Source organism: Olsenella sp. KH1P3, assembly GCF_900167315.1.
Lineage (GTDB): Bacteria > Actinomycetota > Coriobacteriia > Coriobacteriales > Atopobiaceae > Olsenella_J > Olsenella_J umbonata_A.
This window is the reverse complement of sequence record NZ_FUWQ01000002.1, coordinates 325992-347085: the sequence shown is the minus strand read 5'-3', so window position 1 is coordinate 347085 and position 21094 is coordinate 325992. Positions and strand designations below refer to the sequence as shown.

Here is a 21094-nt window from a genome sequence, read left to right as displayed (position 1 = left end):
GGCCGCGCGACGTGCATGTACGGCCGTGGCGTTTCTTCCCGATTATACGGGTTGCCGGTGGTGGCTCCGTGCCAGACGCCCGCAAGGGGGGCGCCCGAGAAGGGCTAGTCGTACTTCTCGACGATCAGTCCCTCGCGGTAGGCCGCCACCAGGTGCGAGAGGTCCTCGATGCGCTCGCGGATGTCGTCGCCGCGGTCGGTCTCGGCGACGAGCACCTGGTGGTCGTAGCGGCAGATGACGTCGCTCTCGCTCATGATGTCGGCGTTGTCGTCCAGGGCGGAATCGATGCCGTCGAAGGGGCGGTGCGCCTTGATGCGCATGTCGTGCGAGCCCGAGACCAGCGTGTAGCCGGCGATGCCCGTCTTCTTGTGGTAGGCCTTGCAGAAGCCGCCGTCAATCACGAGCTTGCGGCCGTTCGCGCGTACGGGGCTCTCGCCCGAGGACGCCTTTACCGGCGTGTGGCCGTTGATGATGCGGCAGGTTGGCCCCGCCAGCCCGAACTCCGCCAGTATTCGCTCGCAGACCCGCTCGTCGTTGCTGAGCTCGTAGTAGGGGTTGCGCGGCTCCTCCCATGCGGCCTTGTCGGGCACGAAGGCGCGCTCGAAGGTCTTGACCACGCGGCCCGAGAGCGGCGAGTGCGCGCCGCACCACAGGTAGTACATCCAGTCGAGGGCGTCCTGGTCGCCCTGGGACCAGGCACGGCGCGCCACGTGGTCGCAGAAGTCCATGTAGGCCCGGCCGCTCAGCAGCTCGCCGTTGCACATCACGCGCGAGAAGGACCCGTCCTTCGCCATGGGGATGCAGCCGTGGAACAGCAGGTTGCCGTCGCGGACCAGGTAGAGCGAGCCGCGCTCGTAGAAGAACGAGATGTGGCGGCGCAGGCGGCCGCTCTCGCCGAAGGCCTGCGCGATGCCGTGGAGCAGCTCTTCCTCTTCGGGCGAGAGCGCGAAGGGGTCCTTCGGGTCGACAGTGGGGAAGTCGGTGGTCGAAAGCGGCCACTCGGTTTCGTTGACGTTCACGACGCCGCGGGCGAGGTCCATCTTGTCGAGCAGCAGCCTGTGGCTCGAGAGACGCCAGTCGGGATGGCGGCGGAAGGTCTGGCCCTCGACCTTGAAGAGGATGACGTCGATGGCCTTCTCCATGGGTGCGACGGCGTCGTCGTGGCGGTAGGTGGCGTCTGCGAACAGCGCCAGCTTGCGCAGGGAGATGCCGTAGGCGCTCTCGAGGATGTCCAGCGTGTCGTAGCGCACGCAGGTGCGCACGATGGAGCAGATGCAGGCCAGAGACCCGCAGGCGGCTCCCATCCAGGCGATGTCGTGGTTGCCCCACTGGATGTCGACGGAGGGGTGGTTCTTGAGGTCGTGGATGATGCGGTCCGCGTGCGGGCCGCGGTCGTAGATGTCGCCCACCACGTGCAGGCGGTCGACGGCCAGGCGCTTGATGAGTGTGGCCAGCGCCTCGACGAAGTCGTCCTGCGCGCCCGTGCCCACGATGGAGCGGAGGATCGACTGGTGGTACTCGTGGCGGACCTTCTCCTCGTCGCGGGTGGCGTGCATGAGCTCGTCCAGTATGTAGGCGTACTCGCGTGGCATCGACTTGCGCACCTTGGAGCGCGTGTACTTGCCGGCGATCCAGCGCGCCAGGCGCACCAGGTTGTACAGGTTCACCTGGTACCACTCGTCGGTCGCGAGGCCGTGCGCGTGGATGCGCTCGAGCTTCTCGCGCGGGTAGTAGACCAGGGTACGCAGCTCCTCCTGTCCATGGTCGTCCAGCTCGCCGTCAAAGATGACGCGAATCTGCTCTCGGATGACGCCGGAGCAGTTGTTGAGGATGTGTATGAACGCCTCGTGCTCGCCGTGGATGTCGCTCACGAAGTGCTCGGTGCCGCGGGGAAGGGTGAGGATGGTCTCGAGGTTGATGATCTCGCTGATGGCGGACTGCCTGTTGGAAAACTCGCGTGCTAGCAGCTTGCTGAACCGGAGGTCCTCGGTGAAGTTGCCCGACATTACACCCATTCATGCTCCTTGCTGTGACTGCGCTGCGTTGGTGCGCCGATTCGTATGCATTGGCGAGCACATTCTATGCGGGGCGTGTATGGAGGGGCCGTGTGTTTCGACTAGGGGGCCCGACGCCACGGCGGCGGGCCCCGCACGGCCCGAGTTGTGGCGGGCCTGTGGGCGTGGCACTTCTGCGAAAGCGAAAGGCCCCGCCGGAGCGGGGCCTCGCAGGGGGGTGGGGGACTGTTGGGCGCGTGCGGCTACGCGACGCTCAGGATGGGGTCGCCCGCCTGCACGGAGCCGTTGTTGGTGAGGCTGACCTGCTTGCCGTGCGCGTCGGTCACGATTACGAGCGTCTCGCTGCTCTTGCCCGCGGCCTCGATGGCCGAGAGGTCCATGTCGAGCAGCAGGTCGCCCTTGCGGACGGTGTCGCCCTGGGCGACGTGGGCCACGAACGGGGCGCCGCCGAGCTCGACGGTGTCGATGCCCACGTGCAGCATGACCTCGCATCCTTCGGGGGTCTTGAAGCCGAAGGCGTGGAGCGTGTCGAAGAGCACCTCGATCTTGCCGTCGACGGGCGAGAAGATCTTGCCCTCGCTGGGGATGATGAGGGCGCCGGGGCCCATCATGCCCTTGCCGAACACCTCGTCCGAGCACTTCTCCAAGGGCTCTGCCTCGCCGGTCGCGGGACTGACGATGCTGACGCCTGTGGGAGCCTTGCCGTCAGTCTTGGTGGTGACTAGCCGCGAGCGAGAGAAGGGGTTCCTGATGAACATGGCCGGTCACTACTCCTGCTCGAGGGCTTCGCGCATCTGCGTGGCGTAGAGCGAGGCCTTGTTGCCGTAGACGATCTGTACGCCGCCGCTCACGTGGACGATGCCGTTGGCGCCCAGGTCGCGGGTGAATACGCCGTCGTCTGCAACCTTGTCCATGTCGTTCAGCTGCAGGCGCAGGCGGGTGAAGCAGGCGTCGGCGCTCTTGATGTTCTGCGCGCCGCCGACGGCCTGGATGATCTGCGGGATGACCTTGCTGATCTCGGTGCTGCTTACGGTCGCCTGGGGAGCGTCGTCCTCGTCGGAGGCGTCTTCGCGGCCCGGCGTCTTGAGGCCCTTCTTGAGGATGATGGCCTTGAAGGCGAAGTAGTAGGCTGCAAAGTAGGCGGGGCCCAGGATCAGGATGACCTGCCAGTTGGAGCCCTTGCCAGCGCCCAGGATGCCGTTGAACACCAGCGAGAGGAACGGGCCGCCGAATGCCGCGGAACCGGCGACGTTGAAGTTCAACAGGTAGGTGAGGGCGTAGGCGAGGCCTGCCATGACTGCGTGGAAGACGTAGAGGACGGGGGCGATGAACAGGAACGAGTACTCGATCGGCTCGGTGATGCCCATGAAGAAGCAGGGGATGACGACGGCAATCATGAGCGCGCCGACCTTCTTCTTGTTCTCGGGCAGAGCGGTGCGGTAGAAGGCGAGTGCCGCGCCTGTGAGGCCGAACATCGCGAAGATGACCTTGCCGTTCATGACGAAGCGGCTGACCTCGATGTCAAAGGGCGTGCTGCTGGAGTTGAGGATGGCGTTGTAGATGTTCACCGCGCCTGTCAGGTCCATACCGTCGATGGTGGCAGTGCCGCCCAGGCTGGTGAACATGAAGGGCAGGTACACGAAGTGGTGCAGGCCGAAGGGGAGCAGGAGCCTCTCGGCCGCGCCGTAGACGAAGCTACCCAGCGCGCCGGTGCTGCGGATGAACTCGCTCAGCATGCCCAGGGCGCCTTGGATGGGCGGGAAGATGAAGGACATCAGAAGGCCGAGCACGGTGCAGAAGAGGAGCGTGACCGCGGGGATGAAACGGGTGCCGTTAAAGATGGACAGCACGGGCGGAAGCTCGATCTTGTAGTAGCGGTTGTGCAGCCAGGCGACGAGCGCGCCGACTGCGAGGCCGCCGATGACGCCGGTGTCGAGCGTGCTCACGCCCAGGATGGAGGATTGGCCGGTGGCGAGGTTCGCGGGGTCGATGACGCCCGTGGTGGTCAGGAAGGTTCCCATGACGGTGTTCATCGTCATGTAGCCCAGGAAGCCGCAGAGCGCGGCTGTGGCCTTTTCGGATTTCGCGAAGCCGTAGGCGACGCAGATCGCGAAGATTGCGGGGATGTTGCCCATGACCACGTTGCCTGCGACCTTGCAGAGCGTGAAGATCATGGTCGGCACGATGGTACCGAGCCAGGGTGCCACGGCGATAAGCGACTTGCTCGTGAACGCGTTGCCCAGGCCAACGAGGATGCCAGCGATAGGCAGGATGAGCACGGGCGTCATGAGGACTTTGCCCAAGCGCTGGAACTTTCCAAGCACCTCTTCTTTATTCATCTTGATTCCTCTCACTACTCTCCACTGAATCTTAGGTTTGCCGTGCCTTCCGCACGTGGGCGACTAGCTGAGCTCGGGCCAGTAGTCCTTGTTGGCCTCGATGAGCTTGTCGAGGATGGCGCGGGCGTCCTTGGCGTCGTTGACGAGGCGGTTGAGCGTGAGGGCCTGGAGCGCCTTCTCGTAGGAGTGCTCGAAGTAGGCCTCGATCGCAAGGCGCTCGTAGGAGTACTGGTTGACCATTAGGCCGTGGTAGAAGGTGCCGATCTCGCCGACGGCGTAGGGTTGGGGGCCGTTTACGCCGACGCTTGCCGCGACCTCGACCATCGCGTCGTCCGGGAAGTCCTTGACGATGCCGTCGTTCTTGACCATGACGATGAAGGTCTGGCGCGTGTTGCGGTAGATGGCCGAGGAGACCTCGACGATCATGTCGCCGTGCGCGTCATTCTGGACTACCGAGGAGTCCTTGGCGGTGCCGACCTCGGCGACGCGGCGACACTCGGCGAAGACGCGCTTCTCGCGCCCGTTGATGACCTCGTCGCTGCGGGTGTAGTCGGGGTCGAGGTGAGCGAGCTTGTACTTGGGATAGAGGTAGTACTGCAGGTAGGTGTTGGGCAGGTAGTCGGGGAAGTCCTGGAGCATGTCGGCGACCATCGCGTAGGTGTCGAGCCAGGACTGGTCGCGCTGCTCGGCGTCGACCGGCTTGAAGCCGTTCTCCTTAACGAACTTCTTGATGGTCGGGACGAGGTCGACGCCGTCCTTGTCGTAGAGGTGCGTGAACCAGCCGAAATGGTTCAGGCCGAAGTAGACGGGCTCGAACTCGCTTGAGTCGCGGCCCAGCAGACGACCATAGGAGCGCAGCAGATTGACGGGCTGATCGCAGATGTTGAGGATGTGGTCCTCCTTTGGGAAGGCCTTCTGCAGGCCGTAGGCCACGAGCGCTGCGGGGTTGGTGTAGTTGATGATCCAGGCTTTGGGGCTGTGGGCACGGACGTCCTTAACGATCTCGATCATGTCGGTCATTGAACGGATGCCATAGGCCATGCCGCCGGCACCGACGGTCTCCTGACCGATGAGGCCCATGTGCAGGGGGATCTTCTCGTCCTTGGAGCGCATGTCGTAGCCGCCGGTACGAATCTGGCACAGAACGAAGTCGACATCCTCGTATGCCACGTCCTTGTCGGTTGTGTAGTCGAACTCGACCTCGGGGGCCTCCTCGCGGAACAGGATCTTGCCGAACTCGCCGATCACGGCCTGGCGCTCTGCGTCCGTGTCGAACATGATTACGCGGTTGAGCGGGAAGATGTCCTGGTGCTTGGTGAGCGACTTGAGGATGCCGGGGCACCAGGTGGAGCCGCCGCCGACGATAACGATGTTGAGCTTGTCCTTCATCGAAAACCACTTTCCTTGGTTTGGAGCCATTTGCTTTCAGCAATGCGGCAGTGTTGACGCTCCCGGGATTTCGTCTCGCCGCGACGCAATCCGTTTTACCGTATGGGTGCAAGAAAAGTGCGGGTTGCATAGCCATTCGGCTCGGCGATACACTTTTTGAGTTGTGACACAGGTCTGTGTATCCATACACATCGGATGACTGGAGCGCTCGTGGAATTCTATGAGGCCGTCGCGGAGAACGCCGAAAAGCTCAACGACCTGGATGCGGACATTCTCCGCTACGTTATTGCGAGCAAGGAGGGTGTGGGAGAGCTGACGGCCCGCTCTCTCGCGGACCACTTCTACGTCGCGCCCAACACCATCACGCGCCTGGCGCACAAGCTGGGATACAAGGGGTTCAACGACCTCAAGACCTCGTACCTGCTCTCCCTTCAGGAGGCTGGCTTTGTCATGGAGCGCACGAGTCTGGACGAGCAGATCATCCGCACCCACGAGCTGCTCAACGACGAGGTCGTGGACCAGGTGGTGCACGCCCTGGACGGTGCGCGGCGCGTGGACTTCTTCGCGTCGGGACTCTCGGCGCTTCCGTGCGAGGACATGAGCCGGCGCCTCACGATTATGGGTAAGGACTCGGTCGTCTACACCGAACGCCACGTGATGCGTCATGCCGCCAAGCGCGCGGAGGCTCCCAACGTGGTGTTCGTGGTGAGCGTGACCGGACAGACCAGGCTGTCGGTCGAGGCGGCCGCCATCGCAAAGTCCCACGGCGCGACCCTCATCACGCTGACGGGACTCTCGAAGAACAAGCTTGCCAAGCAGGCTGACATTGCGCTCTACGCCATGGACAAGCACATCGTCTACGACAGCATGGACCTGACCAGCAGGCTCTGCTTCTACTACGTGATGGAGACGGTCTTCGAACGCTACTTCCAGCTGTGCTCTAAGCGTGCGTCCGCCGTGGAGGCTGCGGGCGAGTAGGGCAGGGGCTCGCGCGGCTGGGGCTGCGCGCAGAAAGAGGCGACCGGTGTGCCGTCGCAGTTCGGTCGGCGCCGTACTATTCTCGCCTCGCGAGGGGCCGTAACAGAAAAAGACCCGCCACCAAGGTGACGGGTCTCGTGAGTCCAAGGGGGCTCAGGGTTCGATGCGAACCTAGGCCTTGATGGCGCCCTCGACAGCGACGGCGCAGGCGACGGTACAGCCGACCATGGGGTTGTTGCCCATGCCAATCAGGCCCATCATGTCGACGTGCGCGGGGACGGAGGAGGAGCCGGCGAACTGGGCGCTGGAATGCATGCGGCCCATGGTGTCGGTCATGCCGTAAGAGGCGGGGCCGGCAGCCATGTTGTCCGGGTGCAGCGTACGGCCGGTGCCGCCACCAGAGGCGACGGAGAAGTACTTCTTGCCAGCCAGCGTGCGCTCCTTGAAGTAGGTGCCCGCAACGGGGTGCTGGAAGCGGGTCGGGTTCGTGGAGTTGCCGGTGATGGAGATGTCAACGTTCTCGTGCCACATGATGGCAACGCCCTCGCGGACGTCGTCGGCGCCGTAGCAGTTGACCTTGGCGCGGGGACCATCGGAGTACGGGATCGTCTTGACGACCTTCAGCTCGCCCGTGAAGTAGTCGAACTGGGTCTGGACGTAGGTGAAGCCGTTGATGCGGGCGATGATCTGGGCCGCATCCTTGCCGAGGCCGTTGAGGATGACGCGCAGCGGCTTCTTGCGGGCCTTGTTGGCGTTGTTGGCGATGCCGATGGCACCCTCAGCGGCTGCGAAGGACTCGTGGCCAGCCAGGAACGCGAAGCACTCGGTGTCCTCGCCGAGCAGCATTGCGCCCAGGTTGCCGTGGCCGAGACCGACCTTGCGGTCCTCGGCCACGGAGCCGGGGACGCAGAAGGCCTGCAGGCCCTCGCCGATGGCGGCGGCTGCCTCGGAGGCGTTGGTGACCTCGCCCTTCTCGGCCTTCTTCAGAGCAATAGCGCAGCCGAGCGTGTAAGCCCACTTGGCGTTTTCGAACGCGATGGACTGGACATCCTCGGTGATGTCATACGGGTTGAAACCCTTGTCGGTGCAGAGCTTGAGGGCTTCCTCGAGGTCAGCGATGCCGTACTTTGCCAGCGTCTCGTTGATCTTATCGATGCGACGCTCATAGCCTTCGAACGTAACTGCCATGTATGCTCAGCTCCTTTCTCTACTCTTCGCGGGGATCGATGACCTTGGCGGGGTTGTCCCACTGGCCATAGCGACCCATAGCGTCCTCGACGGCCTGCTTGGCATCGGTGCCAGACTTGATGGCATCGGTGAACTTGCCGAGGTTGAGGAACTCGAAGCCGATGATCTCGTTGTTCTCGTTGAGGGCGAGGTGCGTGACGTAGCCCTGAGCCAGCTCGAGGTAACGAGCACCCTTGGCCTTGGTGCCGTAGGTGGTGCCCACCATGGAGCGGAGGCCCTTGCCGAGGTCGTCGAGGCCAGCGCCGACGGGGAGGCCGTCCTCAGAGAAGGCGGTCTGCGTGCGGCCGTAGACGATCTGCAGGAAGAGCTCGCGCATTGCAACGTTGATGGCGTCGCAGACAAGGTCGGTGTTCAGAGCCTCGAGGATGGTCTTTCCCGGGAGGATCTCTGCGGCCATTGCTGCGGAGTGCGTCATGCCGGAGCAGCCGATGGTCTCGACCAGGGCCTCCTCGATGACACCTTCCTTAACGTTGAGGCTGAGCTTGCAGGCGCCCTGCTGGGGTGCGCACCAGCCAATGCCGTGCGTGTAGCCGGCAATGTCGCTGATCTGCTTCGCCTGAACCCACTTGCCCTCCTCGGGGATGGGTGCAGGTCCGTGGTATGCGCCCTTGGTGACGGGGCACATCTTCTCCACTTCTGCGGAATACTGCATGGTTCTCCTCTCCACCACATAAAGCGCCCTGGGCCCTTCCCCGAGCGCATCTGTCCGGTGTTGTCTGACCTTATGGCAGACGGAGAATATTTTATTCCAGACGGCAGCAAATCGACGGTTGACGGCTCAGATGGGGCAAAAAAGACATTCCCGCGCGTAAATGGACAACGCTATGTAGTCATTTGCATAGAGAGCGCCGCCGAGAAGCGCCCCCCGCGTCGCGGCTTGCGGCCCTGGCCGCTCAATCAAAAAGAGACCGGCCGACACCCCAAAACGCGCTAGTCTAGACAGATGCACAAGTTATGTGAGGGAAGGGTCCGGACGTCTTGCCCAGGTCTTTCCCCTCTGTGTGGGTGACGCATGAATTGCCTGCACAACATGTATGTTTATCGTTTGGAGGCAGCTTCGGTGATCTCTAGGGAAGCTCTTGCGCGCGTGACTCGCAACTCAGTTTTGAACCGCGCCGAGACCCTTGCCGAACGGCGGGGAGCAATATGGCACCGCACCTGCGCCTACGAGGGCGGCAACACGGTCCTGACCGCGAACGTCGACGGCTCCGTCGACGACCAGGACCACTACGAGGCGTGCGTCGTACTCGACGAGTCGGCCGACTCGGTGGTCGAGTGCACCTGCAACTGCTCCTGGTCCGGACGCTTCAAGGGGGCGTGCAAGCATTGCGTCGCCCTGGTGCTCGACTTCAACGAGCACGCCCATGACTATGAGGGCTTTGGCCACGTCGACCAGGTCTACACCTCGTCGGCCCTGAGCTCCTACATCGAGTCCAGCGTTCGCAAGCCGCGGCTCAGGGTGCCGCGCAAGAAGCCGGCCTCGGGCAGCATCGTGCTTGAGCCCACGCTGTACTGCGAGGGCGACGTCTGCCTGCGGCTGCGCATCATCGGGGCCTCGGGGTCCTACGTCATCACCAGCGTGAGCGAGTTCGCCGACCACCTGGCCAGGGGGAGCTACCACACGTATGGCACCTGCCTCGCCTTTACCCACACTCTCGACATGTTCGAGCCCACCAGCGCCAAGATCGCCTCGTTCGTCCTGCGCGCGGTTCAGAACCGCCGCGCGTTTGCGGCCGAGCGCTCCGGCGGCCACGGCCGCAACGGCGGGCCGGGCAGCGGCAAGGTCAAGATCGGGCGCCAGATGCGCCTCACCGGGCCCGAGATCGACGAGCTGGTGGACTTCATGATGGGGCGCCGGGTCATCATCGACGGCATGAGCCCCTCCGGCGCGGTCGTGCGAAAGCGCGCCGTGACCGTCTGCCAGGGCGACCCCGACGTGGGCATCGGCTTCGAGACGAAAGACGACGGCGCCTTCGAGATCGTCCGCGAGGGCGAGGCCGACTTCTTCACGTCCGATGGCCTTCTCTACGCCGTGCAGGACGACAGGCTCTTCCGCTGCACGTCCCGCCTGAATGACGTGGCGAACTTCATGACCAACGTCTACGGCAACGTGGCAAGCCACCTCATGCTCTCTCGCGGCGACGCGCCCCGCTTCGCGGAGGCCGTGCTGCCCTCGCTCGAGCGCACTTTCAAGGTGCATGTTCCCGACGAGCTTGACGACCTGCGCCCCGACCCCCTTGAGCTCGAGTTCCGCATCGGCCACGCGCGCGGGGGAATCACCTGCGACGTGCTGGCAATCTATGGCGAGTCAAGCTACCACATCGCCCGACGCGAGGTGGGGGAGAGCATCGAGTCCGGTCGCGACGTCGTGGGCGAGGCTGACGCCCGCGCTCTCGTGGGCCGCTTCTTCACGCTGGGCGCCACGAGCTCCGTAGCGCGCATTCCCGACGACGACCCCGACGCCATGGCGCGCTTCGTCTTCGAGGGCATGGCCGAGCTTCGGAAGGTGGGTACGGTCATCACGACCGAGTCCTACGACCGCCTCGCCGCCACCGCCACGCCCCGCATCACCATGGGCCTCTCGGTGCGCGCCAAGCTCATCAACCTCACGGTCTCGGCGGAGGACCTCCCGCTCAACGAGCTCTACGCGCTGCTGGACAGCTACCGCCAGCACCGTCGCTTCCACCGCCTTGCGGACGGCTCCTTCGTCGACCTCTCGCGTGTCGACCTGAGCGAGGCTGTCGAGCTGGCCGACGAGCTGGGTCTCACCTCCGAGGACCTTGCCCGCGGCTCGGTCGAGATCCCCTCCTACAAGGCGTTCATCCTCGACTCGATGGTCCCGGACGCCCAGAAGGACCTGTCCTTCTCGACCTACATCGATAACTTCCATGCGGTGGACCCCTCGGTCTACGAGCCGCCCGCATCCGTCGCGCCTATCCTGCGCCCATACCAGAAGGCGGGCTTCCAGTGGCTGAGCGCCCTTTGTGACATGGGCTTCGGCGGCATCTTGGCCGACGAGATGGGCCTGGGCAAGTCGCTGCAGATGATCTCGCTGCTGCTGGCCCGAAGGGAGGAGGGGCCTGCGCTCATCGTCTGCCCTGCGTCCCTGGTCTACAACTGGCGCTCCGAGATCAAGAAGTTCGCGCCCTCGCTGAACGTGGCCCTGGTGGCCGGCGGCGCCGAGGAGCGCGCCGAGCTGCGGCAGGAAAACTGGTACGACGTCTACATCACCTCCTACGAGCTTCTGCGCCGCGACATCGAGGACTACTCGAAGATGGACTTCTGGTGCGAGGTGCTCGACGAGGCGCAGTACATAAAGAATCGCGACACCCTCATCGCGAGGACCGTGAAGCTGGTCCCCGCCAGGAACCGCTTTGCGCTCACGGGCACGCCCATCGAGAACCGTGTGAGCGAGCTCTGGAGCATCTTCGACTACCTCATGCCTGGCTTCCTGGCCTCCTATGACCGCTTCCGCGAGCGCTACGAGCAGCCCATCCTGGACGGCGACGAGAGCGCGGCCCGCCTTCTTTCCGAGACCGTCGCGCCCTTCGTGCTGCGCCGCCGCAAGGACGAGGTCCTGACCGACCTCCCCGACAAGCTGGAACAGGTGGTCTACGCGGAGCTCGATGGCGAGCAGCGCAAGCTCTACCACGCCCACGAGCAGGCGCTTCGCGTGGCGCTGTCCAAGAGCCGCGACAACGTGTTCGGCAAGGACCGCATGGAGATCCTCGCCGAGCTCATGAGGCTCAGGCAGATCTGCTGCGACCCCGCCCTGGTCTACGAGGACTACGAGGGCGGCTCCGCGAAGCTCGACGCGATCATGGACCTCGTCTCGGCGTCGGTCGACGCGCAGCAGAAGATGCTTGTCTTCTCGCAGTTCACGAGCTACCTGGACGTCATTGCGCGGAAGCTCGACGAGAGTCGCGTGAGCTACTACGTCCTCACCGGCGCCACGCCCAAGAAGCGCCGCATAAAGCTGGTCAACGCTTTCAACAAGGACGACACGCCCGTGTTCCTGATCTCGCTCAAGGCGGGGGGCACCGGCCTCAACCTGACGGGCGCGAACGTCGTCGTGCACGCGGACCCCTGGTGGAACGCGGCCGCGCAAAACCAGGCGACCGACCGCGCCCACCGCATCGGCCAGACCAAGGACGTTACGGTCTACAAGGTCATCGCCCGCGACACCATCGAGGACCGCATCCTGGCGCTGCAGGAGGCCAAGTCCGACCTGGCCGAGCAGGTGGTCGGCGAGGGCGGCGGCAGCTCGCTGGGCTCGCTTCGCAAGGAGGACCTCATCGAGCTTCTGGGCGACTAGCCCGAGCGACCCCTGCGGCCAGTCCCGGCAGCTGGTCCCGGCGACTGATCTGGGCTACTGGTCCCGGTGACTGGTCGGGGCGACGCGAGCCGCTCTCGGCGGCCGGCCCCACGCGGGCCGCCCGCCCGTCTGTTCTGACGGTGAAGTGTCCCGCCGCCCTCCCCGCGGGGCCGCCCGGGGCGTATCCTCAGACAGTCTCCGTACAGCTATCTCGTCTGCAGGCGACATCCTATCCAATATTCAGAAGGGGAGAAGTGCCCGTGGTTCTGCTTGGTGCCCTCATCAACGCCGTGGAGGCTGCCGTCGGCGGCCTGATTGGCCTCGTGTTCAAGAGTCACGTTTCCGACGACCTGGGAGACTTCCTCCTGAAGGGGCAGGGCCTCTGCGTCGTGCTCGTCGGCGTGCAGGGCATGGCCTCGGGCGGCAGCATCGTCGTGGTCACCCTGGCCGTCGCGCTGGGAAGCCTCGTCGGCTACCTCATCGACCTCGACGGCGCCGTCAACCGCCTGGGCGACTGGGCACAGCGCCGCCTGAACGCGGCGTTCGCGGGCAGCAAGCGCCTGGGCAGCTTCTCGCAGGGCTTCGTCAACGCGACGCTGTTCTGCTGCACCGGCGCCATGGGCATCGTGGGCTCGCTGCAGTCCGGCATCCAGCTCGACCACGCCACCCTGATCGCCAAGGGCCTGATCGACCTCGTCGTCTGCATCCCCTTCGCGGCCACCATGGGCATCGGCGTGCCCTTTGTCGCAGTGAGCGTCTTCGTCTACCAGGGCGTGCTCAGCCTCCTTGCGGCAGCGCTCGGCGGTCTCCTGACCCAGGCGGTCATCACCGAGATTGCCGTCACCGGCTCGCTCCTGCTGCTCGCTGTCGGTCTGAACCTGCTGAAGCTGACCGACCTCAAGGTCGCCAACATGCTGCCTGCGGCCTTCATGCCCATCGCGCTCGTTCCCGTGATGACGGCGCTCGGCCTGCTGTAGCGAAGGTCGTGATGCCGAGAGGGGGCGCTTCTCCGCAATTGAAGGCCTCTGCAACCAAGGCACCCCGGGCCCGTCCATCTGGACGGGCCCGGGGCGTTGCTTGTGCCTATGGTCGCCTGCGGGCGGCGCTGCCGAGCCGCTGGCGCCGCCGGGGCGTCTGCGCTAGAGGGTCTGGCCGAACCACTTCTGCTGCAGGGAGTCCATGGTGCCGTCGCTCTGGATGTCGGCGAGGGCCTTGTTGATTGCCTTGGTAAGGCCGGGCTGGTCCTTGCTGATGACGACGCCGTACTGCTCGCCGGTGGGAATCTCGCCGCCTTCGGGAATCATGAGGTCGCTGTAGGCGATCTTGATCTCGTAGCTCGAGACGGGCAGGTCGGTGATGCAGGCCGCGTACAGGTTGGACTGTACGCCGGTCAGCGCCTGGATGATGTCGTCCAGAGGGACGATGGTCGCCTTGGGAAGGTTCTCCTTCGCCCACTCCTCGCCGGAGGTGCCGCCCTGGACGGCAATCTGCATGCCGTCGGCGTTGAGCTGCTCGGCGGTCGTCGCGGTCGCGTCCTTGCGCACGACGATGGACTGGTTGGAGTCGAGGTATGGGTCGCTGAAGTCGATCTCCTGCTCGCGGGCGTCGGTGATGGTGATCGCGCCCAGCGAGACGTCGGCCTTGCCGCCCTGTTTGATGGTCGGGATGATGGTGTCGAACTGAACCGTCGGCAGGATGTTGGGCTCGAGCGAGAGCTTCTCGCAGATGGCCTTGTAGAGGTCGACGTCGAAGCCCTCGTAGTCACCGGTCTTCTCGTTCATCGAGACGAAGGGCGGGAAGTAGAAGTTGGAGACGAGCGTGAGCTTGCCGTCTTCGACCAGCTTGAAGCCGTCGTCGTCCTTGGCGGACGAGTCCGCCGGGGCGCTCTGGCCGGCGCAGCCCGCCAGGCCGGCGGCCCCCATGCCGGCGAGGCCGAGGCCGACGAGCTGGACGAAGTTCCTGCGGGAAAGTGCGTTCGAGTTCATGTTGCTGTTTCTCCCAACCCCGCGCGCGGCGGGCTCTGGTAGTTGATTGGCTGTTTGGCTGTCGGCGCCGGACGCGCCGGTGCCTGGGGCGGCCCTGCGCTAGAGCGTGGTGCCGAACCACTTTTGCTGGAGCTCGTCCATGGTGCCGTCGCTCTGCATCTCGGCGATGGCCTTGTCGAGGTCCTTGGTCAGCTGCTGGTTGTCCTTGCTCACTACGATGCCGTACTGCTCGCCCGTGGGGATCTCGATGGCGACCTGCAGGTCGGTGTAGGACTCCTTGCACAAGTAGGACATGACGGGCAGGTCCGCTACGCAGGCCGCGTAGAGCCCCGTCTGGACGCCGGTCATCGCCTGGATGGCGTCGTCCAGGGGCACGCAGGTGGCCTCGGGGAGGTTCTCCTTCACCCAGGCCTCGCCGGTAGTGCCGGACTGGACCGCAATCTGGGTGCCCGCGACGTTGAGCTTCTCCTCGCTCAGCTCGCCGGCGGCCTTGGGGGCCACCAGGCCCTGGTTGGAGTCGAGGTAGGAGTCGGTGAAGTCGATCTCCTGCCTGCGCTCGTCGGTGATCGTGAACGCCGAGACGCCCACGTCGGCCTTCCCGCCCTGCTTGATCAGCGGGATTATCGTGTCGAACTTAGTCGCTGGCAGCCACTTCATCTGGAGGCCGAGCTTCTTTGCGAGGGCGTCCATCATGTCGATCTCGAAACCTTCGGGCTCGCTGCCGCCGTCGGGAATGGACTCCAGCGGGGGATAGGCCATGTCGGAGACGCCGATGAGCTTGCCCTCCTCGACGAGGGTGTAGCCGCTCTCGCTCTTGGCGGAGTCTGCGGACCCGTCACCGGACGGCTGCGCGCCGCATGCGGCGAGGCCCAGTCCGGCTGCTCCCGCTCCGCAGAGGGCGACAAAGTTTCGTCGCGAGACGTGGGCGTCGAGCGGGTGGTTCTTGCGTGTGATGTCAGCCATGTGGGTCTCCGTCCCTATTTGCTTTCGCGGCCGTTCGGTCGCCTGCCTGCGCCCGGGGGTTGCTCCGTGCGTTGCAGGAAAGTTTGCGCCCGCCGTGCGCGTCCCGCGCAATCAATCGCAAAGCCGTAACAAAGGCGTTATAAACAGGTATGAGAAATGCAAACATACCGAAAGTCGATGTTTCAAAACAGCACCGTTACGCATAACAAAAGAGTGATTCTGCATGTTGTGGGGCCATGTCCGCCATCATGGTTCGTCTGTGGAAGTCGTCCGAGCGGGGCAGCGTTCCTTCTCACCCTGTGCAATACTTCACAGGCTGTGTAAAACTGCACAGCCTGTGAAGGAACGGAGCACCACAAGATGCAATGGCCCATGCAAGGCGGCTCGCCGCTTCCGGACGCGGCCGCGTCGGCGCCCGACAGGCGCACGACGCGCACCCGGCGTGCCCTGCGCGACGCCCTGGCGCGCGAGATCGAGGAGATCGGCGACCTCTCGCAGGTCACGGTGACCGCCGTGAGCGACCGGGCCGGCGTCACCCGTCGCACGTTCTACTCGCACTTCCGCGACATTCCCGACCTAGTCTTCGCCATCGAGCACGAGACGATCTGCGAGGCGCGCGGGCTGGTCGAGAAGATCGCGGCGACCCATCTGGACGACCTCCAGGAGTCCATCGGGCGCTTCGAGCCCTGCCCCGGCTCCATCGAGCTGCTCAACTACTTCAAGAAGCGCGGCAGCTACCTTGCGGCGCTTCTGGGAAACGGCGGCGACCCCGCGTTCGCCAAGCGCCTCGAGCAGATGGTGCGTGAGACGGTCGAGAGCCGCGCCTCCGAGGGCATCGACTCGCTGGCCGTGGGGGCGTTCTTCGACTACTACCTCACCTATGCGATATCCGCCGAGGTCGGCGTGCTCGTGCGCTGGCTCACCAGTGGCATGCGCGAGAACGTCGAGGTCATGGCCCGCGTCATGACGGCGCTCATGTTCGTCCGCCCCGGCGACCTCTACGGCAAGACCATCGAGTTCAACATCCCGACCATCGCGGTCGCGGCACTCAAGATGAAGGGGATCCTTGATGACTAACCACTCTGACTCCACGAAGGCCCAGGTCGAGAGCAAGCAGCCGATCGAGCTCGAGCAGTTCGAGGCCGAGCTGAGGCCCAAGAGGCGCATCGACCTGACCCATGCGAACCTGCGCCTGGGCATCGACGTCGGCTCCACCACGGTCAAGCTCGCCGTTATCGACGACAGCGACAACCTGGTCTACGCCAACTACGAGCGCCACCACACCGACGTCAAGGCCACGGCCGCGCAGGTGTTCGAGAAGGCCCGCGCCGTGCTGGGCGACGCCCCCATGCGCGTCTCCATCACAGGCTCCGGCGGCATGCTGCTGGCCCAGTGGCTCGACGTGGAGTTCGTGCAGGAGGTCATCGCGTCCAAGCACGCGGTCGAGGCGCTCATCCCGCAGACCGACTGCGCCATCGAGCTGGGCGGCGAGGACGCCAAGATCATCTACTTCGACAATGGCATCGAGCAGCGCATGAACGGCACCTGCGCCGGCGGCACCGGTGCGTTCATCGACCAGATGGCCTCGCTTATGGAGACCGACGCCTCCGGCCTCAACGAGCTGGCCAAGGGCGCGCAGCACATCTATCCCATAGCGTCGCGCTGCGGCGTGTTCGCCAAGTCTGACGTCCAGCCGCTGCTCAACGAGGGCGCGGCGCGCGAGGACGTGGCCGCCTCCATCTTCCAGGCGGTTGCCAACCAGACCATCTCGGGCCTCGCCTGCGGCCACCCCATCCGCGGCTACGTCGCCTTCCTGGGCGGCCCGCTTCAGTACCTCTCGGAGCTGCGCCACCGCTTCTACCTGACCCTCAACCTGGACGAGGAGCACCGCGTCATCCCGCAGAACGCCCATCTGTTCGTCGCGACGGGCGCAGCGCTTGCCGGCGAGTCCAATAAGTACGTGACCTTCTCGGAGGTCATCGAGGACCTCAAGAACCTGGGCGACACCCAGGGCTCCGAGGTCGAGCGCCTCGACCCGCTGTTCGCCACCGAGGCGGACTATGCCGCCTTCAAGGAGCGCCACGACAAGGAGGTCGTTCCCAAGGGCACGCTCGATGGCTACCACGGCCGCGTGTTCATCGGCCTCGACGCAGGCTCCACCACGATGAAGGCCGCCGTCGTGGGCGAGGAGGGCGAACTTCTCTACACCTGGTACGACAACAACAACGGCGACGTCCTGGGCACCGCCCGCAAGATCATGGACGACATCTACGACCACCTGAGCGACGACTGCGTGATCGGCCACGTCACGACCACCGGCTACGGCGAGGGCATCCTGATCGAGGCCCTCGGTGCGGACTCCGGCGAGATTGAGACCGTCGCGCACCTGCGTGGCGCCAAGGCCTTCGTGCCCGACGTCAACTTCATCCTGGACATCGGCGGCCAGGACATGAAGTGCCTGCAGGTCAAGAACGGCATCATCGAGCACATCAGCCTCAACGAGGCGTGCTCGTCGGGCTGCGGCTCGTTCATTGCGAACTTTGCGGACTCGATGGGCATGGACGTTCGCGAGTTCGCCCGCGCGGCCGTGGGCGGCGAGAGGCCCGTCGACCTGGGCAGCCGCTGCACCGTCTTCATGAACTCCCGCGTCAAGCAGGCGCAGAAGGAGGGCGCGACCATCGGCGACGTCGCCGCGGGCCTTTCCTACTCCGTCATCAAGAACGCGCTCTTCAAGGTCATCAAGCTGCGTGACTACGACGAGATCGGCAGGTACGTGGTCGTCCAGGGCGGCACCTTCATGAGCGACGCCACCCTGCGCGCCTTCGAGCTCTTGACCGGCCGCGAGGTCATCCGCCCCGACATCGCCGGCGTCATGGGTGCCTACGGCGCGGCGCTCCTGGCCCGCGACCGCGCGGGCGCGGCAGGCACCTCGGAGCTGCTCTCACGCGAGCAGATCGACAACCTGCAGGTGAAGCACACCAACGCCCACTGCGGTCGCTGCTCCAACAACTGCCTGCTCACCATCAATTCCTTCGGCAACGGCCGCCGCTTCGTCACGGGCAACCGCTGCGAGAAGGGCTCGGGCAAGCCCAAGAGCCAGCAGTCCAAGGCCCCGAACCTGTTCGCCTTCAAGAACAAGCTGCTGTTCGACCGCGAGAGCCTTCCCGCGGACAGCGCTCCGCGCGGCACCGTGGGCATCCCTCGCGCCCTCAACATGTACGAGAACTACCCCTTCTGGCACACGTTCTTCACCAAGCTGGGCTTCTCGGTCGTGCTGAGCGACCCCACCACGCGCAAGACCTACGAGGCCGGCACCGAGTCGATGCCCTCCGAGTCCGTCTGCTACCCGGCCAAGCTCAGCCACGGCCACATCATGAACCTTCTGGAGAAGGACCCCGACTTCATCTGGATGCCCTGCATCCGCTGGGAGCGCCAGGAGGACAAGACGGCGGGCAACCACTACAACTGCCCGATCGTCATGAGCTACCCTCAGGCGCTGGGCCTCAACGTCGACGAGCTGAGCGATCCTGCCGTCGAGTACATGGACCCCTTCATCCCGTACGACAAGAAGAGTGAGCTCAAGCGCCGCCTGTACGAGCTCGTCCAGGTGCAGCGCAAGGCTGACGCCGCAAACGGCAAGGGACGCTTCACAGGAAGCGACATCACCCGCGCCGAGGTTGACGCCGCCGTTAACGCCGCCTGGGAGGAGGACCTCGCGTTCAAGGACCAGATGCACCGCAAGGGCGACGAGGTTCTGGAGTGGATTGAGGACAACGACGCCCACGGCATCGTGCTCGCAGGCCGCCCGTACCACAACGACGGCGAGATCAACCACGCCATTCCCGAGATGCTGCAGGGGTTCGGCTTCGCGGTCCTGACCGAGGACTCCGTCGCCCACAAGATGGGGCCCGAGCGCCCCATCCGCGTGGTCGACCAGTGGATGTACCACAGCCGCCTGTACCGCGCGGCCCGCTTCGTCGCGGCCCGCAATGACCTCGACCTGATCCAGCTCCAGTCCTTCGGCTGTGGCCTGGACGCTCTCACCACCGACCAGGTGCAGGAGATCCTCGAGGGGTCCGGCAAGATCTACACCGTCCTCAAGATCGACGAGGTGTCCAACCTTGGCGCCGCCCGCATCCGCGTGCGCTCGCTGATGGCCGCTCTCAAGGAGGAGCGCGCCGAGCTCGAGCGCAAGACCGCCGCGGGCACCGCCGTCGAGGCTATCCCGGTCGACGTGCGCATGGCTGACGGCTCGCTCGAGAAGGCCCGCCGCACCGATCTGAGCCGCCGCGTGCCTGTCTACCGTGAGGCCGCCAGCGCTGCCTTCAAGAAGGTGCGCTACACCAAGGAGATGCAGGCCGAGGGCTACACCATCCTCGCGCCGCAGATGAGCCCCATCCACTTCGAGATCGTCGAGGCGCTCCTGAAGTCCTCGGGCTACAATGTGGTGCTGCTGCCCTCCGTCGACCACGCCGCGGTCGACACGGGCCTGAAGTACGTGAACAACGACATCTGCTACCCGTCGATTCTGGTCACCGGCCAGATCATGGAGGCCATCCTTTCGGGTAAGTACGACCTGAGCCGAACCGCGGTCCTGATCTCGCAAACCGGTGGCGGCTGCCGCGCGACCAACTACATCGCGCTCATCCGCAAGGCCCTGAAGGACTCCGGCCACGAGAACGTGCCCGTCATCTCGCTGTCGGTCGCCGGCGGCCTGGACGAGGACAACCCCGGCTTCAACATCCTGCAGCCCAAGCTCGTCAAGCGCGCGATCTACGCGCTTCTGTACGGCGACCTCATCATGAAGTGCCTGTACCGCGTGCGTCCCTACGAGGCCGAGAAGGGCTCGGCGGACCGGCTGTACGACAGTCTCATGAGCCGCGCCAAGACGCTGATCCCGCGCGCCAGCCGCAGGTCGTTCTACGAGCTGTGCGAGGATACCGTCCGCCGCTTCGACCAGCTGCCGCTCGAGGCCGACCGCACCAAGCCGCGCGTCGGCGTCGTCGGCGAGATCCTGGTCAAGTTCCACCCGACGGCCAACAATGAGGTCGTCAAGGTCATCGAGGGCGAGGGCTGCGAGGCCGACGTCCCCGGTCTGGTGGACTTCTTCCTCTTCGGCACCTCCAACCAGATTAACATGAAGGACGAGCTGGGCACCAAGGCCTCGAGCCGCCTGACGCACGCCGCCGGCATCAAGCTGATTGAAGGCATGCGAGAGCCCATCAACAAGATGCTCAGGAAGTCCGATCGCTTTGAGCCCTACGGCGGCATCATGGACCTGGGCAAGAAGGCCGAGAGCATCCTGTCGCTGTGCAACACCATGGGAGAGGGCTGGCTGCTGACTGCCGAGATGGTTGAGCTAATCGAGAGCGGCACGCCCAACATCGTCTGCGCGTCGCCGTTCGCTTGCCTGCCCAACCACGTCGTGGGCAAGTCGGTCATCAAGCGCCTGCGCCAGATGCACCCCGAGAGCAACATCGTCGCCGTCGACTACGACCCCGGCGCCTCGGAGGTCAACCAGCTCAATCGCATCAAGCTAATGATCTCGGTTGCCAAGGAGAACTACAAGAGGGGAGGGTCCTTCACGCTCAAGGGCGATGACCTGCAGAGGCCGTCGTTTTCCTCCACCGCGCGCGGCGCGCACCTGCGCCGCAAGGGAGAGCTCGACGACCACGTCGTGAACGAGGGCGCGTCCGTCTCGGGCGGCTACGCCGCCTATGGCACGCTGGTCGACGAGGACGGCGGCGTCACGGTCGGCCGCGGCGAGGGCAGGATCCACCTGTCTGCCGAGCAGCTGGACGCCATCGAGGAGGCCAAGCGCAAGGCCGGCGTGAGGTAGTCGCCAGGCAGGCGCAAGCCATG

Annotated in this window: 13 protein-coding genes; 5 read left to right on the top strand and 8 right to left on the bottom strand. The window is 64.9% G+C overall.

Annotated elements, in window-relative coordinates; genetic code table 11:
• Positions 1 to 104: 104 nt before the first annotated feature.
• From B5D13_RS03895 to B5D13_RS03880, 4 genes are all read right to left on the bottom strand, one after another.
• On the bottom strand, positions 105 to 2015 hold the full coding sequence (locus B5D13_RS03895) for a fructose-1,6-bisphosphatase (protein ID WP_078687019.1): 1911 nt from the start codon (positions 2013 to 2015) through the stop codon (positions 105 to 107).
• A 242-nt stretch (positions 2016 to 2257) separates the two neighbouring features.
• Positions 2258 to 2773 (bottom strand): PTS sugar transporter subunit IIA, encoded by a 516-nt coding sequence (locus tag B5D13_RS03890; protein ID WP_078687018.1) that lies wholly within the window; start codon positions 2771 to 2773, stop codon positions 2258 to 2260.
• A gap of 9 nt (positions 2774 to 2782) precedes the next feature.
• Positions 2783 to 4354: a PTS transporter subunit EIIC gene (locus B5D13_RS03885; RefSeq protein ID WP_078687017.1), complete on the bottom strand. Its 1572-nt coding sequence runs from the start codon at positions 4352 to 4354 to the stop codon at positions 2783 to 2785.
• 63 nt (positions 4355 to 4417) lie between these two features.
• Positions 4418 to 5743 (bottom strand): 6-phospho-alpha-glucosidase, encoded by a 1326-nt coding sequence (locus B5D13_RS03880; protein WP_078687016.1) that lies wholly within the window; start codon positions 5741 to 5743, stop codon positions 4418 to 4420.
• Between the two features lie 210 nt (positions 5744 to 5953).
• Here B5D13_RS03880 and B5D13_RS03875 point away from each other — a divergent pair, with 210 nt between their 5' ends.
• Positions 5954 to 6721 carry a MurR/RpiR family transcriptional regulator gene (locus B5D13_RS03875; RefSeq protein WP_159443985.1) on the top strand — a complete coding sequence of 256 codons (768 nt, stop codon included), beginning with the start codon at positions 5954 to 5956 and terminating at the stop codon, positions 6719 to 6721.
• Between the two features lie 171 nt (positions 6722 to 6892).
• Here B5D13_RS03875 and B5D13_RS03870 read toward each other — a convergent pair whose 3' ends face one another.
• On the bottom strand, positions 6893 to 7909 hold the full coding sequence (locus B5D13_RS03870) for a GGGtGRT protein (RefSeq protein WP_078687014.1): 1017 nt from the start codon (positions 7907 to 7909) through the stop codon (positions 6893 to 6895).
• A gap of 19 nt (positions 7910 to 7928) precedes the next feature.
• Positions 7929 to 8621: an iron-sulfur cluster assembly scaffold protein gene (locus tag B5D13_RS03865; protein WP_078687013.1), complete on the bottom strand. Its 693-nt coding sequence runs from the start codon at positions 8619 to 8621 to the stop codon at positions 7929 to 7931.
• A gap of 408 nt (positions 8622 to 9029) precedes the next feature.
• Here B5D13_RS03865 and B5D13_RS03860 point away from each other — a divergent pair, with 408 nt between their 5' ends.
• Both B5D13_RS03860 and B5D13_RS03855 read left to right on the top strand, forming a co-directional pair.
• A complete protein-coding gene (locus B5D13_RS03860) occupies positions 9030 to 12284 on the top strand; it encodes a DEAD/DEAH box helicase (RefSeq protein ID WP_078687012.1) in 3255 nt (1084 codons plus the stop codon).
• Between the two features lie 254 nt (positions 12285 to 12538).
• A complete protein-coding gene (locus B5D13_RS03855; protein ID WP_234970676.1) occupies positions 12539 to 13261 on the top strand; it encodes a DUF554 domain-containing protein in 723 nt (240 codons plus the stop codon).
• A gap of 162 nt (positions 13262 to 13423) precedes the next feature.
• Here B5D13_RS03855 and B5D13_RS03850 read toward each other — a convergent pair whose 3' ends face one another.
• Entirely contained in the window at positions 13424 to 14269 is an 846-nt protein-coding gene (locus B5D13_RS03850; protein ID WP_078687010.1) for an ABC transporter substrate-binding protein, read from the bottom strand.
• A 99-nt stretch (positions 14270 to 14368) separates the two neighbouring features.
• A complete protein-coding gene (locus B5D13_RS03845) occupies positions 14369 to 15232 on the bottom strand; it encodes an ABC transporter substrate-binding protein (RefSeq protein WP_078687009.1) in 864 nt (287 codons plus the stop codon).
• A 360-nt stretch (positions 15233 to 15592) separates the two neighbouring features.
• Between B5D13_RS03845 and B5D13_RS03840 the strand changes: the two genes are divergently transcribed.
• Both B5D13_RS03840 and B5D13_RS03835 read left to right on the top strand, forming a co-directional pair.
• On the top strand, positions 15593 to 16309 hold the full coding sequence (locus B5D13_RS03840; RefSeq protein WP_078687008.1) for a TetR/AcrR family transcriptional regulator: 717 nt from the start codon (positions 15593 to 15595) through the stop codon (positions 16307 to 16309).
• A complete protein-coding gene (locus tag B5D13_RS03835; RefSeq protein ID WP_078687007.1) occupies positions 16302 to 21071 on the top strand; it encodes a 2-hydroxyacyl-CoA dehydratase in 4770 nt (1589 codons plus the stop codon). The genes B5D13_RS03840 and B5D13_RS03835 overlap by 8 nt, the downstream gene beginning before the upstream one ends.
• The last annotated feature ends 23 nt before the right edge of the window (positions 21072 to 21094 follow it).

Coding starts and splice junctions, on each gene's coding strand:
- B5D13_RS03895 (WP_078687019.1), bottom strand. CDS start 2,015: ATGGGTGTAATGTCGGGCAACTTCACCGAGGACCTCCGGTTCAGCAAG.
- B5D13_RS03890 (WP_078687018.1), bottom strand. CDS start 2,773: ATGTTCATCAGGAACCCCTTCTCTCGCTCGCGGCTAGTCACCACCAAG.
- B5D13_RS03885 (WP_078687017.1), bottom strand. CDS start 4,354: ATGAATAAAGAAGAGGTGCTTGGAAAGTTCCAGCGCTTGGGCAAAGTC.
- B5D13_RS03880 (WP_078687016.1), bottom strand. CDS start 5,743: ATGAAGGACAAGCTCAACATCGTTATCGTCGGCGGCGGCTCCACCTGG.
- B5D13_RS03870 (WP_078687014.1), bottom strand. CDS start 7,909: ATGGCAGTTACGTTCGAAGGCTATGAGCGTCGCATCGATAAGATCAAC.
- B5D13_RS03865 (WP_078687013.1), bottom strand. CDS start 8,621: ATGCAGTATTCCGCAGAAGTGGAGAAGATGTGCCCCGTCACCAAGGGC.
- B5D13_RS03850 (WP_078687010.1), bottom strand. CDS start 14,269: ATGAACTCGAACGCACTTTCCCGCAGGAACTTCGTCCAGCTCGTCGGC.
- B5D13_RS03845 (WP_078687009.1), bottom strand. CDS start 15,232: ATGGCTGACATCACACGCAAGAACCACCCGCTCGACGCCCACGTCTCG.
- B5D13_RS03840 (WP_078687008.1), top strand. CDS start 15,593: ATGCAATGGCCCATGCAAGGCGGCTCGCCGCTTCCGGACGCGGCCGCG.
- B5D13_RS03835 (WP_078687007.1), top strand. CDS start 16,302: ATGACTAACCACTCTGACTCCACGAAGGCCCAGGTCGAGAGCAAGCAG.